General features: G+C 68.2%; 10 protein-coding genes. 2 read left to right on the top strand and 8 right to left on the bottom strand.

Going from position 1 to position 18,520, the window contains the following annotated elements:
- Window positions 1-191 precede the first annotated feature (191 nt).
- Window positions 192-2,339, top strand: a complete 2,148-nt coding sequence (locus tag ACF08N_RS06505; protein ID WP_392323900.1) for a PIG-L family deacetylase — start codon at window positions 192-194, stop codon at window positions 2,337-2,339.
- A 109-nt stretch (window positions 2,340-2,448) separates the two neighbouring features.
- On the opposite strand, the gene ACF08N_RS06500 is transcribed toward ACF08N_RS06505, so the two are convergent.
- The 6 genes from ACF08N_RS06500 to rpsL form a co-directional block, all read right to left on the bottom strand.
- Window positions 2,449-3,363 carry a GlxA family transcriptional regulator gene (locus ACF08N_RS06500; protein WP_392323478.1) on the bottom strand — a complete coding sequence of 305 codons (915 nt, stop codon included), beginning with the start codon at window positions 3,361-3,363 and terminating at the stop codon, window positions 2,449-2,451.
- Complete coding sequence (locus ACF08N_RS06495) at window positions 3,360-3,911, bottom strand: cysteine hydrolase family protein (protein WP_392323477.1); 552 nt, start codon at window positions 3,909-3,911, stop codon at window positions 3,360-3,362. Before ACF08N_RS06495 ends, ACF08N_RS06500 begins: the two co-directional genes overlap by 4 nt.
- A gap of 168 nt (window positions 3,912-4,079) precedes the next feature.
- Entirely contained in the window at window positions 4,080-5,273 is a 1,194-nt protein-coding gene (gene tuf / locus ACF08N_RS06490) for an elongation factor Tu (RefSeq protein ID WP_392323476.1), read from the bottom strand.
- A gap of 151 nt (window positions 5,274-5,424) precedes the next feature.
- The gene (fusA, locus tag ACF08N_RS06485) at window positions 5,425-7,551 is read right to left on the bottom strand and encodes an elongation factor G (protein WP_392323475.1); all 2,127 of its coding nucleotides are present in this window, start codon (window positions 7,549-7,551) and stop codon (window positions 5,425-5,427) included.
- 38 nt (window positions 7,552-7,589) lie between these two features.
- Entirely contained in the window at window positions 7,590-8,060 is a 471-nt protein-coding gene (gene rpsG / locus ACF08N_RS06480) for a 30S ribosomal protein S7 (RefSeq protein WP_100108597.1), read from the bottom strand.
- A gap of 2 nt (window positions 8,061-8,062) precedes the next feature.
- Complete coding sequence (rpsL, locus tag ACF08N_RS06475; protein WP_003948652.1) at window positions 8,063-8,434, bottom strand: 30S ribosomal protein S12; 372 nt, start codon at window positions 8,432-8,434, stop codon at window positions 8,063-8,065.
- 312 nt (window positions 8,435-8,746) lie between these two features.
- Between rpsL and ACF08N_RS06470 the strand changes: the two genes are divergently transcribed.
- On the top strand, window positions 8,747-10,396 hold the full coding sequence (locus ACF08N_RS06470) for a glycosyltransferase (protein WP_392323474.1): 1,650 nt from the start codon (window positions 8,747-8,749) through the stop codon (window positions 10,394-10,396).
- Window positions 10,397-10,528: 132 nt separating this feature from the next.
- Here ACF08N_RS06470 and ACF08N_RS06465 read toward each other — a convergent pair whose 3' ends face one another.
- Both ACF08N_RS06465 and rpoB read right to left on the bottom strand, forming a co-directional pair.
- The gene (locus tag ACF08N_RS06465; RefSeq protein WP_392323473.1) at window positions 10,529-14,428 is read right to left on the bottom strand and encodes a DNA-directed RNA polymerase subunit beta'; all 3,900 of its coding nucleotides are present in this window, start codon (window positions 14,426-14,428) and stop codon (window positions 10,529-10,531) included.
- A gap of 124 nt (window positions 14,429-14,552) precedes the next feature.
- Window positions 14,553-18,038: a DNA-directed RNA polymerase subunit beta gene (rpoB, locus tag ACF08N_RS06460; RefSeq protein ID WP_392323472.1), complete on the bottom strand. Its 3,486-nt coding sequence runs from the start codon at window positions 18,036-18,038 to the stop codon at window positions 14,553-14,555.
- Between the last annotated feature and the right edge of the window lie 482 nt (window positions 18,039-18,520).

Genomic DNA, 18,520 nt, shown 5'->3' with positions numbered 1-18,520 from the left:
GCGAAGCGCACACGCGTTCCCAGGCAACCCGGGCCGCCGCGCCGCCGTCTTGCTGAGCGCGGAAGGGGTTTCTGACCGGCCCGTCCGCACCTGGGGAGATCACGGTACGCAGACGGGGGCACGGCACTGCCCGTCCGCTGCGGGGGGAAGCGGACGGAGCACCATCGGTGAAGGACAGAGCTGTCCGCGGGCTGCCCGCGGCCGCGCGCGAGGACCGTCAGGACACCGCCCACCGGAGGGGACCGCGCCGCCGCGGTGTCGTCGCCGCCGCCGCCGCGCTCGCCGCCCTCGCCGGCACGGGCACACTCGCCGCGTGCTCCGTGCCCGCCCCGCGGCGGAAGGGACCGGTGGCCGATCCCGCGCCCGGCATCCCGATATCCGGCTCCCGGCGTGCACAGCTGATGCAGATCCTGGCGCACCCCGACGACGACCTGTACTTCATGAACCCGGACACGCAGCAGATGCTGGCAGCGGGGGTGCCGCTGGTCTGCGTGTACGTCACCGCGGGCGAGGCGGACGGCAGGAACCGCAAACCCGGGGACCGTGACGTCCCGTCCGACAAGAGCGCGTACTCCTCCGCCCGCCAGCAGGGGCTGCGCCAGGCGTACGCCGAGCTGCTGGGCCTCGACCGGTTCACCGACTGGCAGAAGGGCGTCGCCACCCTGCGCCGCGACCTGCGCGCCGAGATCAACACCCTGGCGAACGGCGCCCGCCGGGTGGAGCTGATCTTCCTCAATCTCGCCATGCACACGGCTCGCGGCGGCCGGCTGGGCCTGCCGAGCCTGTGGCGGGACCGGGCGCTGGGGCTCGCGACCGTCGTCGCCGACGACTCCCCCGTCCGCAAGGCCGGCTCGTACGACTACGACCAGCTGGTCGACGTCCTCGTCGGGCTGATGGAGCGCTACCGGCCGACCGTCGTGCAGACCCTCGACCCGGACCCGGACATCCAGCACAGCGACGAGGCGACCCGCAGGAAGGACAGCGAGCAGCGCGGCTACTCCGACCACGCGGACCACACCGCGGTGGCGTCGTTCAGCTGGACGGCCATGGTCCGCTGGGTGGCCGAGGCGACGCAGGACGGCGGCGAGGTGCCGGCCTTCGTGGCGACCTCCTTCCGCGGCTACTACAACCGGCACTGGCCGAAGAACCTCCCCGCCGCCGTGCTGGGCCGCAAGGCGGCGGCACTCGTCCCCTACGGCGGTCACGCGGACTGGGACTGCGGCAACGCGGCCGGCTGCGGCGACTACAACGTCGGTGGCAGACGTCCGCTCACGAACAAGAAGGGCTGGGTCCGCTCCACGCACTACCGCTACCCCGGCCCCCGCACCGCGGTCGCGGCCGGACCGGACGGGCGGCTGTCCGCCTACGGGGTGCTGGGACTGCGGGCCGTCCGCTGGCGGGAGAGGGAGCCGGGCAGCGGCCGCTGGGGCGAGCCGGACGACCTGGGCGGCGGCCCGCTCGCGCCCGCGCTCGGCCACACCGCGCTGGCGGACGGCAGGCAATTGCTGTTCGGGCTGCGGTTCGCGGCGCTCGGCGGGCACGGCGGGGACAACGCGCGGGAGGTCGTGCTGCTGGAGCAGCGCTCCGCGGGCGGCCCGTTCCTCGCCTGGCGCGGGCTCGGCAATCCGGAGTACGACGACGACCGCGGCCGGCGCATCGGTGTGCCGGTGGCCGTCACGGCGCCGGACGGCCGGGTGCACCTGTTCGTGCGCAACGCGGACAAGGGCGTCAGCTGCCGGGTCAGGCAGACCGACGGGCGCTGGAGCGGCTGGCAGGACCTCGGGGGCGGCGCGATCCAGGACGGCCTGACCACGGCGGTCGACGGCGGGGGCCGCGTCCATCTCTTCGGCGCGGGCCACGACACGGTCCATCACTGGGCGCAGGACGCGCCCGGCGGGGCCGTGGCCCACCGCCCCGAGGGCGCGCTGCCGGTCGCGGTGGACGCTCCGGCCGCGCTCACGGCCGCCGACGGGTCCCTCCAGCTGCTGTACCGGCAGGAGCGCCCCTACCAGCGGGCCACGCCGACGGACTCCCGCGGCACGGCGGCCGCCGGTCTCACGCGCGTACGTCCCGACGGCGGGCGGCTGCCGACGGTCCCCTTCGAGGGGTACGGGCCCGTCCGCGCGGCCACCGGCGCCGGCGGCGCGGTGCTGCTCGGCAAGGACCTGCGCGGGCGGATCCAGCTGCGCTTCGGGGGCGGCCTGCTGACCCGTACGACGGGCGCACCGAGCATCGACACCCCCACGCTGCACCTGGGCGCCGAGGGCGCGACGGTCGTGGGCCTGGGTGCGGACGCCCACCCATGGACGTGGTCGCCGCGCCCCGGTACCGAGGGCTGAGCGACAGCTGAGGGAGTCTCAGAAGGAGGCCCGACCGGCGCAGCATCCCGGCGTCGCAGCTGAGCACGCCTCAGAAGGTTGCTCCACCTACGCGGCATCCGAGCCCGCCTCAGAAAGACGCCCGCGCCCGCAGCCGCCGCAGCATGCGCGCGTCCTCGAAGCCCACCTCGCGCGCCGCGCCCTCCACCGTCGCGCCGTGGCCGACCAGGTGCTCGGCCCGTTCGACCCGCAGCGTCTGCTGATAGCGCAGGGGCGTGAGGCCGCCGGTGGCACGGACGAACAGCCGGGTCAGCGTGCGTTCGCTGACTCCGGCGAAGGCCGCGAGGCGGGCCAGCGGCAGGGGTTCGGCGAAGCGCGCGTCGATGAGGTCCTGGACGCGGTGGACGGTGTCGTCCAGGTGGGAGCGGTGCCGCAGCATGGCACTGGCCTGCGGCTCGTGTCCGTTGCGGCGGGCGTAGACCACCATCTCCCGTGCGACCCGCGCGGCGAACGCCGGGCCGTGCCGGCCTGCGAGCAGGTGCAGCGCCAGGTCGATACCGCTGGCGATGCCGGCCGAGGTCACCACCCGGTCGTCGGTGGTGAACAGCACGTCTTTCACGACGACCGCCCTCGGGTGGCGTGCCGCGAGCTCGTCCTGGAGGCCGTGGTGCGTGGTGCACCGGCGCCCGTCGAGCAGCCCCGCCAGCCCCAGCGCCTCCGCCCCCGCGCACACGCTGGCGACGCTGCCCCTGGCGGCGTGGTGGGCCCGCAGCCGTTCCAGCAGGGACGGGCCGGGGAGCGGGCCGCCGCGCAGCGTGGGCGCGCGCCAGCCCGGCACCACGATCAGGTCCTCCGGTCCCAGCTCCGGCCAGCGGGTCCGGGCGGCCAGCGGCAGCCCCTGGGCGCTGGGCACCTGCTCCTGCTCGGCCACGTACGCGAGCCGGTAGGGCTGGCCGAAGTCCGCCGCCGTGCCGAAGGCCTGGGCGGGCCCGGCCAGGTCGAGCAGGTGGACACCGGGGACGAGGACGAAGACGACCTGGCTCACACCCCGGATGCTCCCAGGTCCGCCTCCAGCTCGGCCACCGTGGCGATCCGGGCGAACCGGTCGCGCAGGACCGCCTCCGTCCGCTCGATGATCGCTTCGGCACTGAGGCCGCCGATCGGGTTCGTCGTGGTGGCGTCGGTGACGAAGACCATCCGGTAGCCGAGGTCGCTGCCCACGCGGGTGGTCGTCTCCACGCACTGCTCCGTACGGATGCCGCACACCCACAGCTCTCCCACCCCGGCGGCGGTCAGCAGCTGCTGGAGGTTGGTCGTGGTGAAGGCGTTGTGCGAGGTCTTGTGCAGGACCGGTTCGCCGTCGGCGGGCGGCTCCAGCTCCTTCAGCAGCCGTACGTGTCCGAGGGCCGGGTCGAACACGTCGCCGCTGCCGGGCTCGTTGTGCAGCACCCAGACGACGAGGTCACCGGCCGAACGGGCCAGGCGGACCAGCCTGTTCACCGGTTCGGCGATCTCGGGGTCGGCGATCTGCTGCCACAGCGGGCGCGCCTGGAAGGACTCCTGGACATCGATGACTATCAGCGCTCGTCTCATGGAACCCATTCTGACCAGGTACGACAGCCCCACCGCAGGCCCGATCCGGGCCGGTGGCGGAACGATCCGGTCAGCGGCCGCCGCCGCCCGCACATGACGAAGGGCCCCGCACCCTGAGGGTGCGGGGCCCTTCTTGCAGCTCAGCGAGCTACCAGGTCAGACCGGCAATCACTTCGTGATCTTGGTGACCTGGCCGGCGCCGACGGTCCGGCCACCCTCACGGATGGCGAACTTGAGGCCCTCCTCCATGGCGACCGGCTGGATCAGCTGGACGGACATGGTGGTGTTGTCGCCCGGCATGACCATCTCGGTGCCCTCGGGGAGGGTCACGACGCCGGTCACGTCCGTGGTACGGAAGTAGAACTGCGGGCGGTAGTTGTTGAAGAACGGGGTGTGACGGCCACCCTCGTCCTTCGACAGGATGTAGGCCTGGGCCTCGAACTCGGTGTGCGGCGTGACCGAACCGGGCTTGATGATGACCTGGCCGCGCTCGACGTCCTCGCGCTTGATGCCACGGAGGAGCAGACCGACGTTCTCACCGGCCTGGCCCTCGTCGAGCAGCTTGCGGAACATCTCGATGCCGGTGACCGTGGTGGTGGTCTTCTCGGTCTTGATACCGACGATGTCGACGGTCTCGTTGACCTTGAGGACACCACGCTCGATACGGCCGGTGACGACGGTGCCACGACCGGTGATCGTGAAGACGTCCTCGATCGGCATCAGGAACGGCTTGTCGACGTCACGCTCGGGCTGCGGGATGTTCTCGTCGACGGCCTTCATCAGGTCGAGGACGGTCTGGCCCCACTCCTTGTCGCCCTCAAGGGCCTTGAGCGCCGAGACCTTGACGACCGGCAGGTCGTCGCCCGGGAACTCGTACTCGGAGAGAAGCTCACGCACCTCGAGCTCGACGAGCTCCAGGATCTCCTCGTCGTCCACCATGTCGGCCTTGTTCAGGGCGACGACGATGTACGGAACGCCGACCTGGCGGGCCAGGAGCACGTGCTCCTTGGTCTGCGGCATCGGGCCGTCGGTGGCGGCGACCACGAGGATGGCGCCGTCCATCTGGGCAGCACCGGTGATCATGTTCTTGATGTAGTCCGCGTGACCGGGGCAGTCGACGTGGGCGTAGTGACGCGACTCGGTCTGGTACTCGACGTGCGCGATGGAGATGGTGATACCGCGCTGGCGCTCCTCAGGAGCCTTGTCGATCTGGTCGAAGGCCGAGGCCTCGTTCAGGTCCGGGTACGCGTCGTGCAGCACCTTGGTAATGGCGGCCGTGAGGGTCGTCTTACCGTGGTCGATGTGACCGATGGTGCCGATGTTGACGTGCGGCTTAGTCCGCTCGAACTTCGCCTTCGCCACTGGGGTCCTCCTGTGGAGTGGTTCTGTACGCCTTACTCATCGGCGCCAGGTGATCTTTGCTGGGAAGCCGGCCGCCGGGGTTACGACCCGGAAGGTCTTGGGGCGAAGCCCCGGCGGACGGTGTCAAGCCTAAAGCGTGAACCCGGGTGAGTTACTCGCCCTTGGCCTTCGCGATGATCTCCTCGGCGACGTTCCGGGGAACCTCGGCGTAGGAGTCGAACTGCATCGAGTAGCTTGCGCGACCCGAGGTCTTGCTGCGGAGGTCTCCGACGTAGCCGAACATCTCCGAGAGAGGCACCAGACCCTTGACGATCCGGGCACCCATCCGCTCCTCCATGGCCTGAATCTGACCACGGCGGGAGTTGATGTCGCCGATGACCTCACCCATGTAGTCCTCGGGCGTGGTGACCTCGACGGCCATCATCGGCTCGAGCAGCACGGGGCTGGCCTTGCGCGCGGCCTCCTTGAAGGCCTGCGAACCGGCGATCTTGAACGCGAGTTCGGAGGAGTCGACCTCGTGGTAGGCACCGTCGATGAGCGTGACGCGAACGCCCGTCATCTCGTAGCCGGCCAGGATGCCGAACTGCATGGCCTCCTGCGCGCCCGCGTCCACCGAGGGGATGTACTCCTTGGGGATGCGGCCACCGGTGACCTTGTTCACGAACTCGTACGAGGCGTCGCCGCCCTCGATGGGCTCGATCGCGATCTGCACCTTGGCGAACTGACCGGTACCACCGGTCTGCTTCTTGTGGGTGTAGTCCACGCGCTCGACGGCCTTGCGGATCGTCTCGCGGTACGCGACCTGCGGCTTGCCGACGTTGGCCTCGACCTTGAACTCACGGCGCATACGGTCGACCAGCACCTCGAGGTGCAGCTCGCCCATACCACCGATGATGGTCTGGCCGGTCTCCTCGTCCGAGTGGACCTGGAAGGAGGGGTCCTCCTCCGCGAGACGCTGGATGGCGACACCCAGCTTCTCCTGGTCACCCTTGGACTTGGGCTCGATGGCGACCTGGATGACCGGCGCCGGGAAGTCCATGGACTCCAGGATCACCGGGTTCTTGTCGTCGCACAGCGTCTCACCGGTGGTGGTCTGCTTCAGGCCCATGACGGCGACGATGTCGCCGGCGCCCACCGACTCGATCTCCTCACGCTTGTTCGCGTGCATGCGGTAGATCTTGCCGATGCGCTCCTTCTTGCCCTTCACGGAGTTCAGCACCGCGGTGCCGGAGTCCAGGCGACCGGAGTAGATCCGGACGAAGGTGAGCTTGCCGAGGTGCGGGTCGCTCGCGATCTTGAACGCGAGGGCCGACAGCGGCTCGTCGTCGGACGGCTTGCGCTTGACGACGGCCTCCGGGTCCTTCACGTCGTGGCCCTCGATGGCCTCGACGTCCAGGGGGGAGGGGAGGTAGCGCACGACCGCGTCGAGCAGGGGCTGGACGCCCTTGTTCTTGAACGCGGTGCCGCAGAACACCGGGGTGACCGTGGTGTCCTTGGAGACGCCGGACGCGATGGTGATACGACGGATCGCGGTGTACAGCTGCTCCTCGGTGGGCTCCTTGCCCTCCAGGTACAGCTCCATGATCTCTTCGTCGTTCTCGGCGACGGTCTCCAGCAGCGTGCCGCGCCACTCCTCGGCGGCCTCGGCGTGCGTGGAGGGGATGTCGACGACGTCGTACATCTCGCCCTTGGTGGCCTCGGCGGACCACACGAGAGCCTTCATACGAACGAGGTCGATGACGCCCTTGAAGTCGGCCTCGGCACCGATCGGGAGCTGCATGACGATCGGGGTCGCGCCGAGGCGGTCCTTGATCATGTCAACACAGCGGTGGAACTCGGCACCGGTGCGGTCGAGCTTGTTGACGAAGCAGATACGCGGAACGCCGTAGCGGTCCGCCTGACGCCAGACGGTCTCGGACTGCGGCTCAACACCGGCGACACCGTCGAACACCGTGACGGCACCGTCGAGGACGCGGAGCGAACGCTCCACCTCGACGGTGAAGTCGACGTGACCCGGCGTGTCGATGATGTTGATCGTGTGATCGACGTCCTCGAGCGGCCAGTGACAGGTCGTCGCGGCGGACGTAATCGTGATGCCGCGCTCCTGCTCCTGCTCCATCCAGTCCATCGTGGCGGCGCCGTCGTGGACCTCACCGATCTTGTAGCTCACACCGGTGTAGAACAGGATGCGCTCGGTGGTCGTCGTCTTGCCCGCGTCGATGTGGGCCATGATCCCGATGTTGCGGACCTTGGCCAGGTCAAGCGAAGTGGTGGCCATATGGCTCAGTCTTCTCTCGGTCTCGATGTGGGTAGCGACTACCAGCGGTAGTGCGCGAAGGCCTTGTTGGACTCGGCCATCTTGTGCGTGTCCTCACGCTTCTTGACCGAAGCGCCGAGGCCGTTGGAGGCGTCGAGCAGTTCGTTCATGAGGCGCTCGGTCATGGTCTTCTCGCGACGGGCGCGGGAGTAACCGACCAGCCAGCGCAGCGCCAGCGTGGAGGCGCGGCCGGGCTTGACCTCGACCGGCACCTGGTAGGTGGCGCCACCGACACGACGGGACTTGACCTCGAGCGCCGGCTTGACGTTCTCGAGGGCGCGCTTCAGCGTGATGACCGGGTCGTTGCCGGTCTTCTCGCGGAGGCCTTCCATGGCGCCGTAGACGATGCGCTCAGCGGTGGAACGCTTGCCGTTGAGCAGGATCTTGTTGATCAGCGAGGTCACCAGAGGAGAACCGTAAACCGGGTCGATGATGACCGGGCGCTTCGGGGCGGGGCCCTTACGAGGCATTCTTACTTCTCCTTCTTGGCGCCGTAGCGGCTGCGGGCCTGCTTGCGGTTCTTGACACCCTGGGTGTCGAGGGAACCGCGGATGATCTTGTAACGAACACCCGGCAGGTCCTTCACACGGCCACCACGCACGAGCACGATGGAGTGCTCCTGCAGGTTGTGTCCCTCACCCGGGATGTAGGCCGTGACCTCGATGCCGGAGGTCAGACGCACACGCGCGACCTTACGCAGGGCCGAGTTCGGCTTCTTCGGGGTGGTCGTGAACACACGCGTGCAGACGCCGCGGCGCTGAGGAGAACCCTCGAGTGCGGGCGTCTTGTTCTTCTCGACCTTGTCCTGCCGGCCCTTGCGGACCAGCTGCTGGATCGTAGGCACTACTTCTCCGGTTTCTGTGTGCCGTCAGTGAAGCTAACCTGGAACGTCGCCGACCCACGCGGTCGGGTGTGTCGAATGCTGCGGACCTCCGCCGCGAGCGGAAAAGGCGCAGATTGCGGTGGCCGATATCTGACTCGCCATGCGGTTGAAGACACGCACACGAGCCCAGGCACACCCCAGGCACAAGGTCTGAGCGTACCTACCGCACGGACTCCGGTCAAAACAAATGCACGCGGCCCGGACACGCCGGACGTCCCCGTTCCGCCAGTCGCCGTCGCCGCCGCGCGCCAGCACCGTTCCGCTACCGTCCTGATGGGCATCGTGGTTCTGGCGCTCGCCGCCGCATGGGCCGCCCATCACGTCGTCTCCGCGTCGCAGCTCGACAGCCACACCACCAGCAGACTCTCCGTGGTCTGGATGGCCCTGTTCCTCGTGTTCATGGCCCAGACCCTGATGTACCACCTGGAGAGGCCGCGCAGGCTGACGCCGCGGCTGGCCCGCCAGCTCGACGACCTGCACGTGGCGATCCTCATCCCCGTGTACAACGAGGATCCCGGTTACCTGAAGCTGGGCCTGGAGTCGTTCCTGCAGCAGACCCGGCTGCCGGACAGCGTGCACGTGGTCGACGACGGTTCGACGAACAGCGACTATCCCGACATCCGCGCCTGGTGGGAGCGGGCAGCCGCGGAGGCGGGCGTCGTCACCACCTGGCAGCGGGTGCCCAACGGCGGAAAGCGGCACGCCCAGGCACACGGGGTACGGGTCAGTCCCGAGGCCGACATCTACATCACAGTGGACTCCGACTCCTGCCTGGCGCCCAACGCCGTTGCCGAGGCCCTCGTGCCGTTCACCCGGCCCCGGGTGCAGTCCGTGGCCGGCATCGTGATCGCCACCAACAACCGGGCCAACCTGCTGGCACGAGTCACCGACCTCTGGTTCACCACGACCCAGCTCGTCGACCGGTCCGGCCAGTCGGCCGTCGGCGCGGTCATGGTCAACTCCGGCCCGCTCGCCGCCTACCGGGCCGCGGTCATCCGTGACAACCTCGGCTCGTACCTCAACGAGACGTTCATGGGCCGCCCCGTGATGTTCTCGGACGACTCGCTGCTGACCCTGTACGCACAGGAGCGCGGGCTGACCGTGCAGCAGCCGAGCGCCATCGTCTTCACCGCGATGCCCGAGAAGTGGAGCCACTTCAACCGCATGTATCTGCGGTGGATGCGCGGCTCGACCATCCGCTCGGTATGGCGGATGCGCTACCTGTCCATGGCACGGCCGGCGTTCTGGCTCCATCTGCTGCGCTGGTTCCAGATGTTCCTGGTACAGATGGTGACCCTCTGGATCCTGCTGGTCGAGCCGATCGCCTTCCGCAATCTGCCGCCGCTGTCCATGCTCTGGATCCCGTTCCTGATCGGCTGGGCGCAGGGCCTGCGCTACCTGGGCATCATCCGCTCCGACGAGCGCATCAGGTCCCGGGCCCTGACGTGGCTGATGATGCCGCTCGCCATCCTGATGGCCTGGACGGTGCTCCGCTGGCTGCGCTGGTACGGCATCCTCACCTGTGCCCGGACGGGATGGGGCACCCGCCAGAACGGCGCCGAGGTGTCCCTCGGGCCGGCGACGACCTCTCCGGCCCCCCGTACGCCCGACCCCGTGCCGGAAGACCCGTGGCCCGAGCTGCCGACGCGGGCCCGGCCGGCGACGGCGCACGCGGGCGTGGCCTCCGATCCGTACGCCGGCACGGCGCAGCCGTACGACGGCTACGCGCCCACGCCGTATCCGGGCCCCGGCGTCCCCGTCCAGCGCGGACACCCGCACCAGGACGCGTACGTCTGGCAGAGCGCCCAGCCGCAGCACGACCAGTACGCCGACCCGCAGGACCCGCACGCCGTGGACACCCACGGGCCCGGCGGGCACCCGCAGGGCAGATACCCCGACTACCACGAGCCCAGGGCCTGGTAGCCGGAAACCGGAAGGGCGGTCACCCCCGTGAGGGGTGACCGCCCTTTCGCGTCCCCGCCGCAGCGGGAACGGACACGCCGGAGGGCGGCCACCCGCCAGGGTGACCGCCCTCCGGTCGTTCAAGCGACTCGCTTACTGGTTGTACGGACCGTAGTCGTAGTCCTCCAGCGGAACGGCCTGGCCGGAGCCCGTGCCGAACGGCGAGTAGTCGATGTCGTCGTAGCCGACGGCCGAGTACATCGCGGCCTTGGCCTCCTCGGTCGGCTCGACCCGGATGTTGCGGTAGCGGGACAGGCCCGTACCGGCCGGGATGAGCTTACCGATGATGACGTTCTCCTTGAGGCCGATCAGGGAGTCCGACTTGGCGTTGATCGCCGCGTCGGTCAGGACCCTGGTCGTCTCCTGGAAGGACGCCGCCGACAGCCACGACTCGGTCGCCAGCGAGGCCTTGGTGATACCCATCAGCTGCGGACGGCCGGAGGCGGGGTGACCGCCCTCGGTGACCACACGACGGTTCTCGGTCTCGAACTTCGAGCGCTCGACCAGCTCGCCCGGCAGCAGCTCCGCGTCGCCGGACTCGATGATCGTCACCCGGCGCAGCATCTGCCGGATGATGATCTCGATGTGCTTGTCGTGGATCGACACACCCTGCGAGTTGTACACCTTCTGGACCTCGCCGACCAGGTGGACCTGGACCGCGCGCTGGCCGAGGATGCGCAGCACGTCGTGCGGGTTGGTGGCACCCACGGTGAGCTTCTGGCCCACCTCGACGTGGTCGCCCTCACCGACCAGCAGACGGGCACGCTTCGAGATCGGGTACGCCGTCTCGTCGCTGCCGTCGTCCGGGGTGACGACGAGCTTCTTGGTCTTCTCGGTCTCCTCGATACGGACGCGGCCGGCCGCCTCCGAGATCGGGGCGACACCCTTGGGCGTACGAGCCTCGAAGAGCTCGACGACACGGGGCAGACCCTGGGTGATGTCGTCACCGGCCACACCACCGGTGTGGAAGGTACGCATCGTCAGCTGGGTACCGGGCTCACCGATGGACTGGGCGGCGATGATGCCGACCGCCTCACCGATGTCGACCAGCTTGCCGGTGGCCAGCGAACGGCCGTAGCAGTACGCACAGGTACCGACCGCGGACTCACAGGTCAGGACCGAGCGGGTCTTGACCTCCTCCACACCGGCCGCGACGAGCGCGTCGATGAGCACGTCACCGAGGTCGACGTTGGCAGGCGCGATGACCTTGCCGTCGACGACGACGTCCTCGGCGAGCATGCGCGCGTATACGGAGGTCTCGACGTCCTCCGCCTTGCGCAGCACGCCGTCGGCGCCCTTCTCGGCGATCCGCAGCTTGAGGCCGCGGTCGGTGCCGCAGTCCTCCTCGCGGATGATGACGTCCTGCGAGACGTCCACCAGACGACGGGTCAGGTAACCCGAGTCGGCGGTACGCAGGGCGGTGTCCGCCAGACCCTTACGGGCACCGTGCGTGGAGATGAAGTACTCCAGCACGGACAGGCCCTCACGGAAGGACGCCTTGATCGGACGCGGGATGGTCTCGTTCTTGGCGTTGGACACCAGACCACGCATACCGGCGATCTGACGCATCTGCATCATGTTTCCACGAGCACCCGAGTTGACCATCATGAAGATGGGGTTGGTCTTCGGGAAGTTCGCGTTCATCGCCTCGGCGACCTCGTTGGTCGCCTTGGTCCAGATCGCGATGAGCTCCTGGGTGCGCTCGTCCTTGGTGATCAGACCGCGCTCGTACTGCTTCTGGACCTTCTCGTCCTGCTCCTCGTAGCCCTTGACGATCGCCTTCTTCGCCTCGGGAACGACGACGTCGGAGATGGCCACGGTGACACCGGAACGGGTCGCCCAGTAGAAGCCGGCCGCCTTCAGGTTGTCGAGCGTCGCCGCCACGATGACCTTGGGGTAGCGCTCGGCGAGGTCGTTGACGATCTCGGAGAGCTGCTTCTTGCCCACCGAGTAGTCGACGAACGGGTAGTCCTCGGGCAGCAGCTCGTTGAAGAGCGCACGGCCGAGCGTGGTCTTCAGACGGAAGCTGTCACCCTGCTGCCACTCCGGCTCACCCTCCTCCGCGACCGGCGGAGTCCAGCCACGCGGCGGGATGGTGCCGACCGGGAAGCGGATGTCGACCTTCGCCTGGAGCGAGAGCTCCCGGGCGTCGAAGGCCATGATCGCCTCGGCGGTGGAGTTGAACGCACGGCCCTCGCCGCGCACCTCGCGCTCCTCCTCGTCCGTGGTGAGGAAGAAGAGGCCCAGCACCATGTCCTGGGTCGGCATGGTGACCGGACGGCCGTCGGCCGGCTTGAGGATGTTGTTCGAGGACAGCATCAGGATGCGGGCCTCGGCCTGCGCCTCCGCGGAGAGCGGCAGGTGGACGGCCATCTGGTCACCGTCGAAGTCCGCGTTGAACGCGGTGCAGACGAGCGGGTGGATCTGGATGGCCTTGCCCTCGACCAGCTGCGGCTCGAAGGCCTGGATGCCGAGGCGGTGCAGCGTGGGCGCACGGTTGAGCAGCACCGGGTGCTCGGCGATGACCTCTTCGAGGACGTCGTACACGACGGTGCGGCCGCGCTCGACCATGCGCTTGGCCGACTTGATGTTCTGCGCGTGGTTCAGGTCGACCAGGCGCTTCATCACGAACGGCTTGAAGAGCTCCAGCGCCATGGCCTTGGGCAGACCGCACTGGTGCAGCTTCAGCTGCGGGCCGACGACGATGACGGAACGCGCCGAGTAGTCGACACGCTTACCGAGCAGGTTCTGACGGAAACGACCCTGCTTGCCCTTGAGCATGTCGCTCAGGGACTTCAGCGGGCGGTTGCCGGGACCGGTGACCGGGCGACCACGACGACCGTTGTCGAAGAGGGCGTCCACGGCCTCCTGGAGCATGCGCTTCTCGTTGTTCACGATGATCTCGGGAGCACCGAGGTCGAGAAGCCGCTTCAGGCGGTTGTTGCGGTTGATCACGCGGCGGTACAGGTCGTTCAGGTCGGAGGTCGCGAAGCGGCCACCGTCCAGCTGCACCATCGGACGCAGGTCCGGCGGGATGACCGGCACGCAGTCGAGCACCATGCCCTTGGGGCTGTTGGACGTCTGCAGGAACGCGGAGACGACCTTGAGGCGCTTGAGCGCACGGGTCTTCTTCTGGCCCTTGCCGGTACGGATGATCTCGCGGAGACGCTCGGCCTCCTCCTCGAGGTCGAAGGACTCCAGGCGCTTCTGCAGCGCCGCGGCACCCATCGAGCCGTCGAAGTACGTGCCGAAGCGGTCACGCAGCTCGCGGTAGAGCAGCTCGTCGCCCTCGAGGTCCTGGACCTTGAGGTTCTTGAAGCGGTTCCACACCTCGTCGAGACGGTCGATCTCGCGCTGGGCACGGTCGCGCAGCTGCTTCATCTCGCGCTCGGCGCCCTCGCGCACCTTGCGGCGCACGTCGGCCTTGGCGCCCTCGGCCTCGAGCTCGGCCAGGTCGGTCTCGAGCTTCTTGGCGCGGGCCTCGAGGTCGGCGTCGCGGCGGTTCTCGATCTGCTGACGCTCGACGGAGACGTGGGCCTCCAGCGACGGCAGGTCGCGCGTGCGGCGCTCCTCGTCCACGAACGTGATCATGTACGCGGCGAAGTAGATGACCTTCTCGAGGTCCTTCGGCGCCAGGTCCAGCAGGTAGCCCAGACGCGACGGGACGCCCTTGAAGTACCAGATGTGGGTGACGGGAGCGGCCAGCTCGATGTGGCCCATCCGCTCACGGCGCACCTTGGCGCGCGTGACCTCGACGCCACAACGCTCACAGATGATGCCCTTGAAGCGGACACGCTTGTACTTGCCGCAGTAGCACTCCCAGTCCCGGGTCGGACCGAAGATCTTCTCGCAGAAGAGTCCGTCCTTCTCGGGCTTCAGGGTGCGGTAGTTGATGGTCTCCGGCTTCTTGACCTCGCCGTGGGACCAGGTCCGGATGTCGTCCGCGGTGGCGAGGCCGATCCGCAGCTCGTCGAAGAAGTTGACGTCGAGCACTTTTTCGTCAATCCCTCTTTCGGGGTTGTGCCCTCCGCGTCAGCGGAAAACGGGCTCTGTATCAGTGGTCTGTACGGTCCCGGGGACGGCCGGGGCTCCCTCGCGAGAGCCCCGGCCGGGCCCGTCAGACCTCTTCGACGCTGCTCGGCTCGCGCCGGGACAGGTCGATACCGAGCTCCTCCGCAGCGCGGAAGACGTCCTCGTCCGTGTCGCGCATCTCGATGGACATGCCGTCCGAGGACAGCACCTCCACGTTGAGGCACAGCGACTGCATTTCCTTGATGAGCACCTTGAAGGACTCGGGAATGCCGGGCTCGGGGATGTTCTCGCCCTTGACGATGGCCTCGTAGACCTTCACGCGGCCGGTCACGTCGTCGGACTTGATCGTCAGCAGCTCCTGGAGCGCGTAAGCGGCGCCGTACGCCTCCAGCGCCCACACCTCCATCTCACCGAATCGCTGGCCACCGAACTGGGCCTTACCACCCAGCGGCTGCTGGGTGATCATCGAGTACGGACCGGTCGACCGGGCGTGGAGCTTGTCGTCGACCAGGTGGTGGAGCTTGAGGATGTACATGTACCCGACGGAGATCGGGTCCGGGAACGGCTCGCCGGAGCGGCCGTCGAACAGGCGCGCCTTACCGGTCGGGAGCACCATGCGCTCGCCGTCCCGGTTCGGGATGGTGTGCTGCAGCAGGCCGGCCAGCTCGTCCTCGCGGGCACCGTCGAAGACCGGGGTCGCGACGTTGGTGCCGGGCGCGACGTCGTCGGCGCCGATGGCCTGCAGACGCTGGGCCCACTCCTCGCTCAGGCCGGAGACGTCCCAGCCGCGGCTGGCGAGCCAGCCGAGGTGGATCTCCAGGACCTGTCCCGGGTTCATTCGGGACGGGACACCCAGCGGGTTGAGGATGATGTCGACCGGGGTGCCGTCCTCCAGGAACGGCATGTCCTCGATCGGCAGGATCTTCGAGATGACGCCCTTGTTGCCGTGACGGCCGGCGAGCTTGTCACCGTCGGTGATCTTGCGCTTCTGGGCGACGTAGACGCGGACCAGCTGGTTCACGCCCGGGGGAAGCTCGTCGCCCTCCTCGCGGTCGAAGACGCGTACGCCGATGACCTTGCCGGTCTCGCCGTGCGGCACCTTCAGCGAGGTGTCACGGACCTCACGGGCCTTCTCGCCGAAGATCGCGCGGAGCAGGCGCTCCTCCGGGGTCAGCTCGGTCTCACCCTTGGGCGTGACCTTGCCGACCAGGATGTCGCCGGCGACGACCTCGGCACCGATACGGATGATGCCGCGCTCGTCGAGGTCGGCGAGGACCTCCTCGGAGACGTTCGGGATGTCCCGGGTGATCTCCTCGGGGCCGAGCTTGGTGTCACGGGCGTCGACCTCGTGCTCCTCGATGTGGATCGAGGAGAGGACGTCGTCCTGCACGAGGCGCTGCGACAGGATGATCGCGTCCTCGTAGTTGTGACCCTCCCACGGCATGAACGCCACGAGCAGGTTCTTGCCGAGCGCCATCTCGCCGTTCTCCGTGGCGGGACCGTCGGCGAGGACCTGGCCCTCGATGACGCGGTCGCCCTCGGAGACGACGACCTTCTGGTTGACCGAGGTGCCCTGGTTGGAGCGGGAGAACTTCGCGATGCGGTACGTGGTGTACGTGCCGTCGTCGTTCGCCACGGTGACGTAGTCGGCCGAGACCTCCTGGATGACACCGTCCTTCTCGGCCTTGATGACGTCGCCGGCGTCGGTGGCACAGCGGTACTCCATGCCGGTGCCGACGAGCGGGGCCTCCGCCTTGATGAGCGGAACGGCCTGGCGCATCATGTTCGCGCCCATGAGGGCACGGTTGGCGTCGTCGTGCTCGAGGAACGGAATCATGGCGGTCGCGACCGACACCATCTGGCGCGGCGAGACGTCCATGTAGTCGACCTCGGCCGGCGGGACGTAGTCGACCTCGCCGCCACGACGGCGGACCAGAATGCGGGACTCGGTGAAGCGCAGGTCCTCGGAGAGGGTCGCGTTCGCCTGCGCGATGACGAAGCGGTCCTCCTCGTCGGCGGTCAGGTAGTCGACCTCGTCGGTGACCTGGCCGTCGACGACCTTGCGGTACGGCGTCTCGACGAAGCCGAACGCGTTGACGCGGCCGTAGGAGGCGAGCGAGCCGATCAGACCGATGTTCGGGCCTTCAGGGGTCTCGATCGGGCACATGCGGCCGTAGTGCGAGGGGTGGACGTCACGGACCTCGAAGCCGGCCCGCTCACGGGAGAGACCACCCGGGCCAAGAGCCGACAGACGGCGCTTGTGGGTGAGACCCGACAGCGGGTTGTTCTGGTCCATGAACTGCGACAGCTGGCTGGTGCCGAAGAACTCCTTGATGGAGGCGACGACCGGCCGGATGTTGATCAGGGTCTGCGGCGTGATCGCCTCGACGTCCTGGGTCGTCATGCGCTCGCGCACGACGCGCTCCATACGAGCCAGACCCGTACGGACCTGGTTCTGGATGAGCTCGCCGACGTTGCGCAGACGACGGTTGCCGAAGTGGTCGATGTCGTCGGTCTCGACGACGATCTGCGTGCCGTTCTCGCCGACCGTCTCGGTCTCGCCGGCGTGCAGCTTGACCAGGTACTTGATGGTGGCGATGACGTCGTCGGTGGTGAGGACACCGGCGTCCAGCGGCTCGTCGGCGCCGAGCTTCTTGTTCACCTTGTAGCGGCCGACCTTGGCGAGGTCGTAGCGCTTGGGGTTGAAGTAGAGGTTCTCGAGCAGCGTCTGAGCGGCCTCACGCGTCGGCGGCTCGCCCGGGCGGAGCTTGCGGTAGATGTCGAGCAGCGCGTCGTCCTGGCCCTGGGTGTGGTCCTTCTCCAGGGTGGCGCGCATGGACTCGTACTCGCCGAACTCCTCGAGGATCTGCTCGGTGGTCCACCCGAGCGCCTTGAGCAGGACGGTGACGGACTGCTTGCGCTTGCGGTCGATGCGGACACCGACCATGTCGCGCTTGTCGATCTCCATCTCCAGCCAGGCACCCCGGGACGGGATGATCTTGGCCGTGAAGATGTCCTTGTCGGACGTCTTGTCGATGGAGGAGTCGAAGTAGACACCCGGCGAGCGCACGAGCTGCGACACGACGACACGCTCGGTGCCGTTGATGACGAAGGTGCCCTTGTTGGTCATGAGCGGGAAGTCGCCCATGAAGACCGTCTGGGACTTGATCTCGCCGGTCTCGTTGTTGGTGAACTCGGCGGTGACGAAGAGCGGGGCCGCGTACGTGAAGTCGCGCTCCTTGCACTCGTCGATCGAGTTCTTCGGAGGCTCGAAGCGGTGGTCGCGGAAGGTCAGCGACATCGACCCGGAGAAGTCCTCGATCGGGGAGATCTCCTCGAAGATCTCCTCCAGACCGGACTTGGTGGGGACGTCCTGTCCGCTTTCGAGAGCCGCCTCGACACGAGCCTTCCACGCGGCATTGCCGAGCAGCCAGTCAAAGCTCTCGGTCTGCAGCGCGAGGAGGTTCGGAACCTCGAGGGGCTCCTTGATCTTTGCAAAGGAGATGCGCAGCGGGGCAGTGCTTGCGCCGTTGTTCGTATTCGCGGTCGAGGCGTTGCGCGAGGCGGCCAAGAGGGGGTCCTTCCGAGGGCTCGGACTCACTACGCGCGTACCGGTCCCATGCTGTGCACGGAGAGAGAAAGCCTGGTGAAGGCCGGTCTCAATCGATGCTCAGGTATGGGCATGCCTCTGGTGACGGGCAGGAGGCAGCTAACAGGCAGCGCAAAGGGTCAGTGTAGCCACTTGGCACACTGATGTCCAGTGCGGGTTTTCGAGACCCTCGTTTTTCTCATCTCCGCGAACCCCATGCGCCGTGAGGCGCACATCGATACTGCCCGTTCGGTCGTCGATCCATGCCTCGGATACGGATCGTTGTGACGACGCGTCCTGAGAATTGCGCGCTGCGTGCGGTTCGTCAAGGGCCCCTGCCCCTGAGCTGCCGCTCCGGGATCCTCACATGCCGCCGTGAGGGGCGCACGGCGAAGATCACCATACTCGCCGGGACGCCAAGAGCAAGACAGCCGTCCCGCGTATGCCGAAGGGCGACCACCCGA

This window comes from Streptomyces sp. NPDC015127 (genome assembly GCF_043080095.1).
Taxonomy (GTDB): domain Bacteria; phylum Actinomycetota; class Actinomycetes; order Streptomycetales; family Streptomycetaceae; genus Streptomyces.
This window is presented reverse-complemented; position numbering and strand designations above follow the sequence as displayed.